This window comes from Paracoccus xiamenensis (genome assembly GCF_011308835.1).
Classification (GTDB): Bacteria; Pseudomonadota; Alphaproteobacteria; order Rhodobacterales; family Rhodobacteraceae; genus Paracoccus; species Paracoccus xiamenensis.
The window spans coordinates 34,659-48,467 of record NZ_JAAOHY010000009.1 but is presented as its reverse complement, the minus strand read 5'-3'; the positions used below and the strand labels follow the sequence as shown (position 1 = coordinate 48,467).

Genomic DNA, 13,809 nt, shown 5'->3' with positions numbered 1-13,809 from the left:
GTTCGTTGCTTTGACGGCGAGCGCTTAGAAGAAGCCCAGCTTCTTCGGCGCATAGCTGACCAGCAGGTTCTTGGTCTGCTGATAGTGGTCCAGCATCATCTTGTGGTTTTCGCGCCCGATGCCCGACTGCTTGTATCCGCCAAAGGCCGCATGGGCCGGATAGGCGTGATAGCAGTTGGTCCAGACCCGGCCCGCCTTGATTGCCCGGCCGGCGCGGTAGCAGGTGTTGGCCTCGCGGCTCCACACCCCTGCGCCCAGACCGTAAAGCGTGTCATTGGCGATCTCGATGGCTTCTTCCTTGGTCTTGAAGGTGGTGACGGACACCACCGGGCCGAAGATTTCTTCCTGAAAGATGCGCATCTTGTTGTCGCCACGGAACACGGTGGGCTTGACGTAATAGCCGCTGGACAACTCGCCCCCAAGATCGGCGGCATCGCCCCCGGTCAGAACCTCGGCGCCTTCCTTCTTGCCGATATCGACATAGCTGAGGATCTTTTCCTTCTGCTCGCTTGATGCCTGCGCGCCGATCATGGTGTCGGCGGCGCGGGGGTCGCCCTGCTTGATCGCCTCGACCCGTTTGACGGCGCGTTCCATGAAGCGGTCATAGATCGATTCCTGGATCAGCGCGCGCGAAGGACATGTGCAGACCTCGCCCTGATTCAGCGCGAACATGGTGAAGCCTTCCAGCGCCTTGTCGAAGAAGTCATCATCTTCGCGGGCGACATCCTCGAAGAAGATATTCGGAGATTTGCCGCCCAGTTCCAGCGTCACCGGGATCAGGTTTTCGGCCGCGTACTGCATTATGAGACGGCCCGTCGTCGTCTCGCCCGTGAACGCGATCTTGGCGATGCGCGGGTTCGATGCCAGCGGCTTGCCGGCCTCCAGCCCGAAGCCGTTGACGATGTTCAGCACGCCCGGCGGCAGGATATCGGCGATCAGGTCAGCCAGAACCATGATGCTGGCGGGGGTCTGTTCGGCCGGTTTCAGCACCACGCAATTGCCGGCAGCCAGTGCGGGCGCCAGCTTCCAGCAGGCCATCAGCAGCGGAAAGTTCCACGGAATGATCTGGCCCACCACACCCAGCGGTTCGTGGAAGTGATAGGCGATGGTGTCGTGGTCGATTTCGGAAATCGAGCCTTCCTGCGCCCGCAACACGCCGGCAAAGTAACGGAAATGGTCGATGGCCAGCGGTACATCGGCGGCCATGGTTTCGCGGATCGGCTTGCCGTTATCCCAAGTCTCGGCAATGGCGAGACGTTCCAGGTTGGCCTCCATCCGGTCGGCGATCTTCAGCAGCGCATTGGCGCGTTCGGTGCTGGAGGCGTCGCCCCAGGCATCCTTGGCGGCATGGGCTGCGTCCAACGCGGCTTCGATGTCTTCCGCGCTGGAACGCGCGATTTCACCCACCTCGCCGCCGGTGATCGGGGTCACGTTGTTGAAATAGCGGCCGTCGCGCGGGGCGACCCATTTGCCGCCGATGAAATTGTCGTAACGGCTGGCGAACGGGTTCGCGCTGATGCCGGACATTCCCTTTGGTTGGTCATTTGCCATGTTCTCTTCTCCTCCTGAGATCCCGGATTGGCGACCGGGCATGAATGGAAGGATCGGGATGGGGCGGGATTCGCTCAACCCGTCGTGAAGAAGTCACCAGCGGACCTGTCTCGCTGGTGAGACAGCCGGGGCCTATTTCTGATCCAGCCCAAGCCGCGACATGCGGCGATACAGCGTCGCCCGTCCAATTCCGAGCGCGCGTGCCGCCTTGGAAACGTTGCCTTCGGACCGCGCCAGCGCCCGCGCGATGGCGGCGCGTTCGCCCTTGTCAAAGCCGCGCATCTGGTCGTCGCGTTGCAGCAGGTCGGCCGCCGGGCGCGGCCGGATATCGCCTTCGCGCGGCAGGCCCAGCGCGCGGCGTGCGGCGCGGGTGGCGCCAACGGTCAGGTCGTCGTGATCGACCGCGATCAGGGCGGCCGCGCCGCGTTCTTCGGCGGCGATGACGATACGCGCCTTGGGGAAGGTGGCCCGGAACAGCGTCGCCTCGATCGCAGCGGCTGCCTGCGCGACCTGCGCCTCGATCAGGCGGATATGGGCGGCACCGTCGCTGCGGGCGGCGCTGACGTCAAGCGCTGCGATCAGTCGGCCATCCGGTCCCCAGATCGGCGCATCCATACAGGTCATGCCGGTATTGCGGGTGTGAAAATGTTCGTCCCGGCTGATGGTCAGGGGGCGGCCTTCGGCAAGGCAGGTGCCGATGCCATTGGTGCCCTGAATGGCCTCGGACCAATCGAAGCCTTCGGCCAGTCCCCATTCGCGAAACTGCGCGGCGTCGCCCGCACGCATACGCTGCGCCAGCACGACGCCCTCGGCATCTGTCAGCAGAACGTTGCAGCCCGACAGCCCGACCAGTTCATAAAGCTGGTCAAGCGGCGGCCCGGCCACATGGATCAACAGGTCCATGGCCGCGCGCCGCTGGTTCAGGGCCTCATCCGACAGCCGCCCCGGCAGCAGCGGCTCGCTGGGGTCGAGGCCGTATTTCAGCATCGACCGCCGCCAAGATGTCACCAGCGCCGAGGCGGCGCTGCCCGATTGCGACTGCTCGGCGACGATATCGGCATGGGATTTCCGCGCCATGATTCCCTACTCCCCCGCAACACGATAGCAGGAAGGCGGCGCTTTCTAAGTGATTTCTTGTCGCATGTGAGATGGCTGGCAGTCCGCGCCTACGGTGCATTTCGCCGGCATACAGGCCGCCAGACGCCAACGCAGAGACCGGGCGCCGTCAAGGCGCTGATAGCTATGATATTCTCCAAGGCGGCCTCGTCCAATCGACATCAGAATCAAATGGATTGCTTTCTTGTATGGAAGTATGCAATAAACAGTCACCGGGGGAGGAATCATGTTGGAATTGCCAGCGATCGACCTGACCGCATCCGCTGCACCGCAAGTTTATGACAGGCTGCGCCGGGCCATCCTGCGCGGCGCGCTCGTCCCCGGCGATCGGCTGAGCGAAAGCGAAGTCGCCAAGCTGATGGGGATCAGTCGCCAGCCGGTGCGCGAAGCGTTCATTCACCTCGCCTCGGATGGGCTGGCCGAGGTTCGCCCGCAGCGCGGCACCTATATCCGCAAGATCTCGATCTCTGACGTGCTGTCGGCCCGGCTGATCCGCGAGGCGGTCGAGGGCGACCTGATCCGCATGGTTGCGGCAAAGGCAGATCCGGCCCTACTGCCGCGCCTCGATGCGGAAATCCAGCAGCAGCGGCAGGCGCTGGCGCAGGGGGATTCAGATCTGTTCGTCCGGCTCGACGACCGGTTTCACCGCATGCTGGCCGAAGCGGCCGGACATGAAAGCGTATGGAACGTGCTGGAGGGCCTGAAATCGCAGATGAACAGGCTGCGCCACATCACCGCCAGAACCTTCGATATCCAGAAGCTCATCGACCAGCATGTCGAGATCGTGGAGGGGCTGCGCGCCGGTGACGCAGCGCAGGCCGAACAGGCCATGCGCCGGCATCTGAACCAGCTTCTTGACGACCTGCCCGAGGTCACCCGGTCCCGGCCCGAGCTGTTCATTCCATAGAACGACCCATCAACAGGAGGATGATGATGAAACTCAATCGCCGTAATTTTACTGCCCTCGCCGCAGCCGCCTTTCTGTCCTTGCCAGCCCTTGGGGCATCGGCCGCAGAAGTCACGCTGAAGCTTGGCCATCTGGCCAATGAACAGAACAGCTGGCACAAGGCCGCGCTGAAATTCGCCGAGGACGTCGCCAGCCTGACCGAGGGACGGGTCGAGGTGCAGGTCTTCCCGAATGAATCGCTGGGCAAGGAAATCGACCTGATCAACGGCATGCAGCTTGGCACCGCCGATATGACCATCACCGGTGAAAGCCTGCAGAACTGGGCCCCGATGGCGGCGCTGCTGGCCGTGCCCTATGCCTATTCCTCGTTGGAACAGATGGACGAGGTCGCCTCGGGCGATATCGGCAAGCAGATCGAGGCCGAGATCATCGCCCGCGCCCAGATCCGCCCCATCGCCTATTTCGCGCGCGGTCCGCGCAATCTGACCTCGAACAAGGAAATCATGACGCCGGACGACCTGGGCGGGCTGAAACTGCGCGTGCCGAACGTGCCGCTGTTCGTCAACACCTGGCAGACGCTTGGCGCGGCACCCACGCCCATGGCCTTCAGCGAAGTCTTCACTTCGCTGCAGAACGGCACCATCGACGCGCAGGAAAACCCGCTGGCGCTGATCGAATCGGCGAATTTCAACGAGGTGCAGAAATTCGTCAACAAGACCGAGCACGTCCGGTCCTGGATCTATCTGACCATCTCGGAACTCAGCTGGGGCAAACTGTCCGAGGCCGACCAGCAGGCCGTTCTGCAGGCGGCGCAGAACGCGCAGGCTTACGAGCGTGAGCTGTTCCTGGCGGACGAAGAGCGCCTTGTGACCGCCCTGCAGGAAAAGGGCATGACCTTCGTCGACAGCGACAAGGCCGCCTTTGCGGCCAAGGCCAAGGATGCCGTACTGGCCAATGTCAGCGACGACATCAAGCCGGTGGTCGAACAGCTGTTCGCAAACCAGAACTGATCGCGACCCTTGGCAGCCGGGCAGGCCCCGGCTGCCAGCCCCGCAACGGGATTGTGCCCATGTCGGCATGAGGAGGTGAGATGTCTACATTCACAGGATGGGTACGGGCGGTGCTGCGCATCGGTGTCGGGATTTCGTTCCTGGTGCTGATCGGGGCCGTGACCGTGCAGGTGATCGGTCGCAGCTTTGTCGGCAGTTCCCCGGTCTGGACCGAGGAATTGACCCGTTTCGCACTGCTTTACCTTGCGGGTTTCGGGACCGGGCTGGCGCTGCTGTCGGGTGATCTCGTCAATGTCGATCTGGTCAGCGAAAGCCTGTCGCCCCGCAAATCATGGGCGTTGCGCTTCCTGTCGGCCATTCTGGTGCTGCTTTTCGCGGCCCTTCTGATCGCCCCCGCCTGGCGCTTTACCCAGATCGGCGCGATGCAGACCTCGCCCGCCATGGCGATGCCGATGAATTATGCCCATGGCAGCATATTGCTGCTGGTGGCGACACTCGCGCTTGCCGCCCTTCTGCGGGTGGCGGGCATGCTGACCGGCGCAACCGATGGCCGGCCAGAGCATTTGCTGGGGGAAGTGGAATGAGCCTCGCAATCCTTGGACTGGTCTTTGCCTTTGGCCTGATCATCGGCATGCCGGTGGCAATCACGCTGGGCGTGTCATCTGTGGCCTATCTGCTGTATCAGGGGATCCCCTTGGTCGTCATTCCGCAGAAGATGTATGCGGGCATGGACAGCTTTGTGCTGCTGTGTATCCCCGGCTTCATCCTGGCCGGGAACCTGATGAATGGCGGCGGCATCACCGGGCGCATCATCCGCTTTGCGCAGGCGCTTGTCGGCTGGATCCGGGGCGGGCTGGCACAGACCAACGTCGCCTCGTCCATGCTGTTCGGCGGCATTTCCGGGACGGCGGTCGCTGATGCGGCCTCGATCGGGGGGATGATGATCCCCGGCATGAAGAAGGCGGGCTATCCGGCCGATTTTTCGGCCGCCGTGACCGCCGCGTCTTCGACCGTCGGGCCGATCATTCCGCCCTCGGTTCCGATGATCATCGTCGGTTCGCTGGCTGGGATCTCGGTCGGTAAGATGTTCATCGCGGGCGCCCTGCCCGGCCTGCTTCTGGGCGTGGCGATGATGGTCACCACTTACATCATCTCGGTCCGGCGCGACTTTCCGCGCCAACCTTGGCAGGGCTGGTCCGAGCTGGGATCTGCCTTCCTGGGCGCCTTCTGGGCGCTGGCGATGACCGTCCTGATCGTGGGCGGCATGCTGTCGGGTGTTGTCACCCCGACCGAAACCGCTGTCGTGGCGTCGATCTATGCCATCCTCGTGGGTGCCTTCATCTATCGCGAGCTGCCGCTGGCGCGGGTGCCTGCCATCCTCGTCGACAGCGCGGTGTCTTCTGCGGGCATTCTGGCCCTTGTCGGCACCGCCAACGTCTTCGGCTGGATCCTCGTCAGCGAGCGGATCCCGCAGATGATCGCTGATTCCGTCCTGTCGGTCACTGACAACAAGTTTCTGGTCATCCTGCTGATCAACATCGTCCTGCTGATCGTGGGGATGTTCATGGAAACCATCGCCGCGCTGATCATCCTGTTCGTGCCGCTGATGACACTCGCGCAGGGTGTGGGGATCGAGCCGCTGCATTTCGCCGTCTTCGCGGTGCTGAACCTGATGATCGGGCTGACCACGCCGCCGGTCGGGGTCTGCATGTTCATCTGCGCCAATATCGCCCGGCTGCCGCTTGGCCCGGTGATCCGCGCGCTGGTGCCTTACCTGATAACCAATATCGTCGTGCTTCTGCTGGTGTCCTATATCCCGTGGATCAGCACCTGGCTTCCTTCGCTGATGGACAACTGAGATGACCCAAGACATCGCCTGCCGTCTTTACGCCGCCCACGACCTGCGGGTCGAACCCGCGCCCGAGGCGCTGAGCAGTGCGGACAGCGCCGTCATCCGCGTTGCGCGCGGCGGGATCTGCGGATCGGACCTGCATTATTATCACGATGGCGGCTTCGGCCCGATCCGGGTGCAGCAACCGATTATCCTCGGCCACGAAGCCGCCGGCTTTGTCGAGGCCGCGCCGGAAGGCTCTGGTCTGACGGTCGGGCAGTTGGTGGCGCTGTCGCCCTCGCGTCCTTGCGGGGAATGCGAATTCTGCGCCGCCGGTCAGCCACGCCACTGCCTGAACATGCGCTTCAACGGATCGGCCATGCGGATGCCGCATGAACAGGGTTTCTTCCGAGGCCGCATCGCCCATCCCGCCGGGCAATGCCTGCCCCTGCCCGATGGCATCAGCGCCGCCGCAGCCGCCGGGGCAGAGCCGCTGGCCGTCTGCCTGCACGCGCTGACCATGGCGCCACCCTTGAAGGATCAGCGGGTGCTGATCACCGGGGCCGGCCCCATCGGCGCGATCTGCACGGCGCTGGCGCGGCTGCACGGCGCGGCAGAGATCATTGTGACGGATGTGCAGGACTATACACTTGGGATCGCGCGGCAGATGGGCGCAGACCGCACCGTCAACGTGGCCAGCGACCCGGACGGGCTGGCCGAATACGCGGCCGGCAAAGGCCGGATCGACGTGGTGCTGGAATGTTCGGCCAATGCCCATGCCATCGCTCAGGCCATCGCCATCACCCGCCCGCAGGGCACGCTGGTCCAGATCGGCGTGGGCGGCACGCTGCCCCTGCCCCTGAACCTGATCGTCAGCAAGGAAATCCGCTTTCATGGCACCCACCGCTTCGACAGCGAATTCGCCGAGGCCGTGCGCATGATCGGCGCAGGCGAAATCGACCTGTCGCCCATGGTCACGCAGGTCATCCCCGCGAGCGAGGCGCAGCGCGCCTTTGATCTGGCCGGGGACCGGACGCAGGCGGTCAAGGTGCAGCTGGACTTTGCGGGCTGAGCGGATGGCGGTCATCACCGAAATCGAGGACCTGCGCCGGCTGCATCAACGCCGCGTTCCGCGCATGTTCTATGACTATGTCGATGTCGGCGCATGGACCGGCAGCACCTATCGCGCCAATCGCGACGATTTCGACCGGATCCTGCTGCGCCAGCGCGTCGCCCGCAATATTCAGGATCGCAGCCTTGCCACCACCATGATGGGGCAGCCGGTATCCATGCCGGTGGCGCTGGCGCCGGTTGGGCTTTTGGGAATGCAACACCCGGACGGCGAAATCCATGCCGCGCGGGCGGCAAAGGCGGCGGGCGTGCCATTTACCCTGTCCACCATGTCCATCTGCTCGCTGGAAGATATCGCCGAGGCCACCGGCGCGCCGTTCTGGTTCCAGCTTTATACGCTGCGGGACGAGGAGTTTCTGGACAATATCCTCGACCGGGCGCGGCGTGCGGGCGTCACCGTGCTGGTCCTGACGCTGGACCTGACCATTCAGGGGCAGCGCCACAAGGACCTGAAGAACCGCATGACCGCCCCGCCGCGGCTGACCCCGGCCAATCTGCTGAACATCGCCCTGCATCCGCGTTGGGCGCTTGGGATGCTGGGCACGAAGCGGCGCGGTTTTGCCAATATCATCGGCCATGCCCGCGGGGTCACCAATATGGGCGACCTGATGGAATGGACCGGGCGTCAGTTCGATCAGCGGCTGGACTGGGCGCGGGTCGAAGACATCATCCGCAAATGGGGCGGCCCGGTGATCCTCAAGGGTATCAACGACCCCGAGGACGCGCGCCGGGCGCTGGATACGGGCGCGCAGGCGATCCTTGTGTCGAACCATGGCGGCCGGCAGCTGGACGGCGCGCCCTCGACCATCCGGGCGCTGCCTGCGATCCGGCGCGCGGTCGGGCCGGATTATCCGCTTTACCTCGACGGCGGCATCCAGTCCGGGCAGGCAGCACTGAAGGCCATGGCGCGCGGGGCGAATGGCGTCTTTATCGGTCGCGCCTTCACCTATGGGTTGGGGGCGATGGGGCAACAGGGTGTCGCGACCGCGCTGGAGATCATCCGGCGCGAGATGGACATCACCATGGCGCTGTGTGGCGTCAACAATATCGGCGATTTCGGGCCGGACTGCCTGTGGTCGGATGACCGCGCGGCGGCGCAACAACAAGGAAGCGATTGATGCGACATACATGGCGCTGGTTCGGCCCCAATGACCGGGTTTCCATCGACGACATGATGCAGGCGGGCGTTCAGGGCGTCGTCACCGCCCTGCACCACATCCCCACCGGCACCGTCTGGTCGCCCGAGGAAATCGCCAAACGGCAGGCCGTGATCGCGGCAATGAAGGACGGCGCGCCCTCGGGCCTGAAATGGGAGGTCGTCGAAAGCCTGCCGGTCAGCGAGGCGATCAAGACCCAGACCGGCGACTGGCGCGCCCATATCGACAACTGGATCGCCTCGATGCGCAACCTGCGCGCGGCCGGGATCGAGGTGATCTGTTACAATTTCATGCCGGTGCTGGACTGGACCCGCACCGATCTGGCGTGGAGGCGACCGAACGGGGCCACCTGCATGCGCTTCGACTTCACCGATTTCGCCGCCTTCGACATTCACATCCTGAACCGCAAGGGCGCAGCCGAGGATTTCCCCGAAGATATCCGCGACGAGGCCGCCCGCCGCTTCGCCGCCATGGACGACGCCCGCAAGGAACAGCTTGCCGGCAATGTCGTCTTCGGCCTGCCGGGCGCGGCCGAGCGTTTCTCGATGGAAGATGTGCGCGCGCTGCTGGAAAGCTATGCGCCGGTGACGGACGCCGTCTTGCGGCGGCATTTCCACGACTTTCTGGAACAGGTCGCCCCGGTCGCGCAGGAAATCGGTATGCGGCTGTGCTGCCACCCCGACGACCCGCCTTTCGGCCTTCTGGGCCTGCCCCGGATCATGTCGACCGAGGCCGATTTCGCCGAACGCAGCGCCGCCGTCGATCTGGCCGCGAACGGGATCACGCTCTGCTCCGGCTCGCTTGGGGCGCGGCCCGATAACGATCTGCCGGGGATGATGGACCGGCTGGGTGATCGCGTGCATTTCCTGCATCTGCGCAATGTCCGGCGCGAAGGCGACGCGATCCGCGGTTCCTTCTTCGAGGATGAACATCTGGGCGGGCAGACCGACATGGTGGCGCTTGTCGCTGCCGTGCTGCGCGAGGAAGCGCGCCGCCGCGACGCCGGGCGCGCCGATGCCGCGATCCCGATGCGCCCCGATCACGGGCAGGACATCCTTGACGATATCGGACGCGGCGGCCAGCCCGGCTATCCCGCCATCGGCCGGCTGAAGGGGCTTGCGGAACTGCGCGGGGTCGAGACCGCGCTTAACCACTCTGTTTCCGCATGAGCCCGCGCCTGAGCGATCTGGCCGGCCTGCCCGCGGGCGTCGCCGTCCCGTCCTATGACCGGGCGGCGCATGGCATCGGCATCCTGCATCTGGGTCTGGGCGCGTTTCACCGCGCCCATCAGGCGGTCTATACCGACGATGCGCTTGCCGCCGCGGGCGGCGATTGGCGCATTATGGGCGCCAACCTGCGCAGCCATGACATTCCCGATGCGCTGAACGCGCAGAACGGCCTGTTCACCGTGCTGGAACGGGGCGAAACCGACCGCGCCCGCATCATCGGCGCGCATGGCCCGGCCATCGGCGGCGATCCCGCCGCCATCCTGCGCGCGGCGACCGATCCGGCGATCCGCATCCTGTCGCTGAGCCTGTCCGAAAAGGCCTATGGCATCGACCGGGCAGCAATGGACATCGACGAAGCGCACCCCGCTGTTGCGCGCGACCTGAGCCAGCCGCAGGCGCCGCAGGGACTGCTGGGCCTGATCGTGACCGCGTTGTCCGCGCGGCGTGCGGCAGGCGTCGCGCCCTTCACCGTGCTGTCTTGCGACAACCTGCCCGATAACGGCCCCCTGCTGGGGGCGGGCGTGATGGGTTTCGCGCGCCGCACCGACCCCGATCTGGCCCGCTGGATCGAGGCAGAGGTCGCCTTCCCCGCCACCATGGTCGACCGGATCACCCCCGCCACCACCGACCGTACGCTTGCGGACATCGAGGCCCTGACCGGCCGCCACGATCCCGCCGGCGTCGAGACAGAGCCCTTTCGCCAATGGGTGATTGAGGATCATTTCCCGCAGGGCCGTCCGGCATGGGAAGCCGGCGGGGCCGAATTCGTCCGCGATGTCGGCCCGTATGAGGCGATGAAGCTGCGAATGCTGAACGGCAGCCATTCACTGATGGCTTATGCCGGCCAGCTGATGGGGTTGGAACTGGTGCGCGACGCAGTCGGCGATGCCGACCTCTCGGCGCTGGTGCGCCGCCATATGGCGGCGGCCGCCGCGACGCTTCCGCGCGGTGCCGGGCTGGACAGCGACAGCTATGGCCGCGCGCTGATGGCACGCTTTGCCAATCCCGGCATCGCGCACAGGACGCTGCAGATCGCCATGGACGGGACCGAGAAGCTGCCTCAGCGCTGGTTCGCCCCGGCGGCAGAGCTGCTGTCGACGGGTGGCGATGCGCGGCGCTTTGCGCTTGCCACCGCCATCTGGCTGGCCTGGCTCTGCCGCATGCAGCAGGCCGGCACCCGCCCCGACGACCCACGCGCGGATGCGCTGATGGCGCGGCTGCACGACGCCGGGATGGACGCGGCCCGCCTGCCGATTGCGGTCCTGTCGCTGCCCGGTCTGGCCCCGGCAGCACTTGTGGAAAGCCAGATCTTCACCGGCGCGGTCACTCGGGCGCTGACAACCATCTTCAGGGACGGTATCAGGCGGGCAATCACATCCGGGGACTGACGATGACCGCAACCAGCATCCTTTCCATCGGCGAGGCGATGGTCGAACTTTCCACCGCAGGCCAGCCAGAGCTGTGGCGGCTGGGGATCGCCGGGGATACGCTGAACACCGCCTGGTATCTGCGCCGCCAGCTGCCGCTAGATTGGCAGGTCGCCTATTTCAGCCGGGTGGGCCTGGGCGAGTTCTCGCAGAAGATGATCGACTTCCTGAACGCGGAAGGCATCGACACCGCCCATATCGGCCGCGACCCCCAGCGCGAGATCGCGCTTTACGCCATCTCGCTGAAGGATGGTGAGCGCAGCTTCACCTATTGGCGCGACACTTCCGCCGCGAAGGGGCTGGCCGATGATCCCGAAGCGCTGGCGCAGGCCCTGCAAGGGGTCGGCATCGCCTATTTTTCCGGCATCACCCTTGGCATCCTGCCAGAGGCCGGGCGCGCCGCCCTGCTGGCGGCACTGCAAACGGCGCGCCGGGCCGGCACACAGGTCGTGTTCGATCCGAACCTGCGCCCGAGGCTATGGTCCTCAAACGCGGCCATGTGCGATGCGGTCGAGGCCGCTGCCGCCATATCGGACCTGATCCTGCCCAGCTTCGACGACGAGGCCGCCTTTTTCGGCGATGCCGACCCACAGGCGACGATTGCCCGCTATCTCGGCTGCGGTTCAGGACAGGTGGTGGTCAAGGCCGGCGGCAAGGCGATCCATTATGGCGGCGCCGAGGGCGCGGGCCTGGTCGACGGGCTGGCGCTGGCGGTGCCGGTCGACACGACCTCGGCCGGGGACAGCTTCAATGCCGGCTATCTGGCGGCCCGGATCGCGGGCGATGATGTTGCCGGCGCGATCCGCAAGGCGCATGAGGTCAGCCTGCGCGTCATCAGCCAGCACGGTGCCTTGGTCCGCTGAGCCGTTCAAAAAACGAAACCCGCCCGGCATTGCCGGGCAGGTCCGCAGGAAGATTGGCTGCCTGATCGCGCTCAGGCTTCTTCTTCCTGGAATGCCTCCTCACGCTTCTTGCGGAAGGCGGGGAAAATCATCAGCGCCAGCAGCGCAACCGTTGCGATCAGCATGACAAGGCTGATCGGGCGTTCGACGAAGATGCCGGGATCGCCCTGGGTAATCAGCAGGGTGCGGCGCAGGTTGGCCTCTAGCAGCGGGCCAAGGACAAAGCCCAGCAGCAGCGGCCCCGGTTCGCAATTGGCCTTGCGGAAGACGTAACCCAGCAGACCGAAGCCGGCGGCCAGAACCACGTCGAAGATGCGGTTATTCATGCTGTAGACGCCGATGCAGCAGAACAGCAGGATTGCCGGGTACAGCAGCCGGTAAGGGACCGTCAGCAGGCGCACCCAAAGCCCGATCATCGGCAGGTTGATGACGACCAGCAGCAGGTTGCCGATCCACATGCTCGCGACCAGCCCCCAGAAGATTTCCGGCTGATTGGTCAGCACCGAGGGGCCGGGGGTGATGCCATGGATCATGAAGGCCGACAGCATCATCGCCATCATGTTGTTGGACGGGATCCCCAGCGTCAGCAGCGGAATGAACGAGGATTGTGCGGCGGCGTTGTTCGCGGCCTCGGGCGCGGCCACCCCTTCGACGACGCCGGTCCCGAATTTCTGCGGGTTTTTTGAGACCTTCTTTTCCAGCGAATAGGCGCTGAAGGATGCCAGCGTGGCACCGCCGCCGGGCAACAGGCCCAGCATCGTGCCCAGACCGGTTCCGCGCAGCACTGCGGCCCATGACTGGCGGAAGTCCTCGCGCGTGGGCCACAGACGGGTCAGCGGCGCGACGGTCACACCGGCCGAGCCGCTGCGTTCCAGATTGGTGATGATTTCCGAAAAGCCGAACAAGCCGATGGCGATGACGATAAAGTCGATGCCGTCGAACAGTTCGACCGCGCCGAAGGTCAGGCGTTCGGCGCCGGTGGCCTGATCGGTGCCGACCATGCCCAGCAAAAGCCCGATCAGGATCATGCCGATGGCCTTCAGCACCGGCCCGCTGGCCAGGATGGTCGCGGCCAGCAGGCCGAACAGCATCAGTGCGACATATTCGGCCGGCCCGAAGGACAGCGCGAATTGCGACAGCATCGGCCCGGCAATGGCGATTGCGAAGGTTGCGACGGTGCCCGCGAAGAACGACCCCAGCGCCGCCACTGCAAGCGCCGCCCCCGCCCGACCTTGCCGCGCCATCTGATAGCCGTCCAGAGTGGTGACCACGGCGGAGGCCTCGCCCGGCAGGTTCACAAGGATGGCGGTAGTCGAGCCGCCATATTGCGCGCCGTAATAGATCCCGGCCAGCATGATGATGCCGGCCAGCGGCGGCAGGAAGAAGGTGATCGGCAGCAGCACCGCGATGGTCGCCGTCGGCCCGATGCCCGGAAGCACCCCGATCAGCGTGCCCAGCAATGCGCCCAGAAGGCAGAAGCTGAGATTGGCCGGCGTGATCGCCTCACCAAATCCGAGCATGAGTAGGTTGATGAAATCCATGTCGCCC

12 protein-coding genes are annotated in these 13,809 nt (G+C 65.2%); 9 read left to right on the top strand and 3 right to left on the bottom strand.

Annotated elements, in window-relative coordinates:
- Positions 1-24: 24 nt before the first annotated feature.
- Complete coding sequence (gene adh / locus G7044_RS15665) at positions 25-1,551, bottom strand: aldehyde dehydrogenase (protein ID WP_207630331.1); 1,527 nt, start codon at positions 1,549-1,551, stop codon at positions 25-27.
- A gap of 132 nt (positions 1,552-1,683) precedes the next feature.
- On the bottom strand, positions 1,684-2,628 hold the full coding sequence (locus tag G7044_RS15660; protein WP_166330565.1) for a GAF domain-containing protein: 945 nt from the start codon (positions 2,626-2,628) through the stop codon (positions 1,684-1,686).
- 265 nt (positions 2,629-2,893) lie between these two features.
- On the opposite strand from G7044_RS15660, the gene G7044_RS15655 reads away from it, so the two are divergent.
- From G7044_RS15655 to G7044_RS15615, 9 genes are all read left to right on the top strand, one after another.
- Positions 2,894-3,574 (top strand): GntR family transcriptional regulator, encoded by a 681-nt coding sequence (locus G7044_RS15655; protein WP_166330563.1) that lies wholly within the window; start codon positions 2,894-2,896, stop codon positions 3,572-3,574.
- Positions 3,575-3,597: 23 nt separating this feature from the next.
- Complete coding sequence (locus G7044_RS15650) at positions 3,598-4,584, top strand: TRAP transporter substrate-binding protein (protein WP_166330561.1); 987 nt, start codon at positions 3,598-3,600, stop codon at positions 4,582-4,584.
- A gap of 80 nt (positions 4,585-4,664) precedes the next feature.
- On the top strand, positions 4,665-5,168 hold the full coding sequence (locus tag G7044_RS15645) for a TRAP transporter small permease (protein ID WP_166330559.1): 504 nt from the start codon (positions 4,665-4,667) through the stop codon (positions 5,166-5,168).
- Positions 5,165-6,442, top strand: a complete 1,278-nt coding sequence (locus tag G7044_RS15640) for a TRAP transporter large permease (RefSeq protein ID WP_166330557.1) — start codon at positions 5,165-5,167, stop codon at positions 6,440-6,442. Before G7044_RS15645 ends, G7044_RS15640 begins: the two co-directional genes overlap by 4 nt.
- 1 nt (position 6,443) lies before the next feature.
- Positions 6,444-7,487: an L-idonate 5-dehydrogenase gene (locus G7044_RS15635; protein ID WP_166330555.1), complete on the top strand. Its 1,044-nt coding sequence runs from the start codon at positions 6,444-6,446 to the stop codon at positions 7,485-7,487.
- 4 nt (positions 7,488-7,491) lie between these two features.
- Positions 7,492-8,664, top strand: coding sequence for an alpha-hydroxy acid oxidase (locus G7044_RS15630; protein WP_166330553.1), 1,173 nt, complete (start codon positions 7,492-7,494; stop codon positions 8,662-8,664).
- Complete coding sequence (gene uxuA, locus G7044_RS15625; protein ID WP_166330551.1) at positions 8,664-9,872, top strand: mannonate dehydratase; 1,209 nt, start codon at positions 8,664-8,666, stop codon at positions 9,870-9,872. The genes G7044_RS15630 and uxuA overlap by 1 nt, the downstream gene beginning before the upstream one ends.
- The gene (locus tag G7044_RS15620; RefSeq protein WP_166330549.1) at positions 9,869-11,320 is read left to right on the top strand and encodes a mannitol dehydrogenase family protein; all 1,452 of its coding nucleotides are present in this window, start codon (positions 9,869-9,871) and stop codon (positions 11,318-11,320) included. The genes uxuA and G7044_RS15620 overlap by 4 nt, the downstream gene beginning before the upstream one ends.
- 2 nt (positions 11,321-11,322) lie before the next feature.
- Positions 11,323-12,222: a sugar kinase gene (locus tag G7044_RS15615; protein WP_166330547.1), complete on the top strand. Its 900-nt coding sequence runs from the start codon at positions 11,323-11,325 to the stop codon at positions 12,220-12,222.
- 71 nt (positions 12,223-12,293) lie between these two features.
- On the opposite strand, the gene G7044_RS15610 is transcribed toward G7044_RS15615, so the two are convergent.
- On the bottom strand, positions 12,294-13,802 hold the full coding sequence (locus G7044_RS15610; RefSeq protein WP_166330545.1) for a tripartite tricarboxylate transporter permease: 1,509 nt from the start codon (positions 13,800-13,802) through the stop codon (positions 12,294-12,296).
- Positions 13,803-13,809 lie beyond the last annotated feature (7 nt).

Excerpts from the sequence above, each read along its gene's own strand:
- adh (WP_207630331.1), bottom strand. The coding sequence starts at position 1,551 with ATGGCAAATGACCAACCAAAGGGAATGTCCGGCATCAGCGCGAACCCG.
- G7044_RS15660 (WP_166330565.1), bottom strand. The coding sequence starts at position 2,628 with ATGGCGCGGAAATCCCATGCCGATATCGTCGCCGAGCAGTCGCAATCG.
- G7044_RS15655 (WP_166330563.1), top strand. The coding sequence starts at position 2,894 with ATGTTGGAATTGCCAGCGATCGACCTGACCGCATCCGCTGCACCGCAA.
- G7044_RS15650 (WP_166330561.1), top strand. The coding sequence starts at position 3,598 with ATGATGAAACTCAATCGCCGTAATTTTACTGCCCTCGCCGCAGCCGCC.
- G7044_RS15645 (WP_166330559.1), top strand. The coding sequence starts at position 4,665 with ATGTCTACATTCACAGGATGGGTACGGGCGGTGCTGCGCATCGGTGTC.
- G7044_RS15640 (WP_166330557.1), top strand. The coding sequence starts at position 5,165 with ATGAGCCTCGCAATCCTTGGACTGGTCTTTGCCTTTGGCCTGATCATC.
- G7044_RS15635 (WP_166330555.1), top strand. The coding sequence starts at position 6,444 with ATGACCCAAGACATCGCCTGCCGTCTTTACGCCGCCCACGACCTGCGG.
- G7044_RS15630 (WP_166330553.1), top strand. The coding sequence starts at position 7,492 with ATGGCGGTCATCACCGAAATCGAGGACCTGCGCCGGCTGCATCAACGC.
- uxuA (WP_166330551.1), top strand. The coding sequence starts at position 8,664 with ATGCGACATACATGGCGCTGGTTCGGCCCCAATGACCGGGTTTCCATC.
- G7044_RS15620 (WP_166330549.1), top strand. The coding sequence starts at position 9,869 with ATGAGCCCGCGCCTGAGCGATCTGGCCGGCCTGCCCGCGGGCGTCGCC.
- G7044_RS15615 (WP_166330547.1), top strand. The coding sequence starts at position 11,323 with ATGACCGCAACCAGCATCCTTTCCATCGGCGAGGCGATGGTCGAACTT.
- G7044_RS15610 (WP_166330545.1), bottom strand. The coding sequence starts at position 13,802 with ATGGATTTCATCAACCTACTCATGCTCGGATTTGGTGAGGCGATCACG.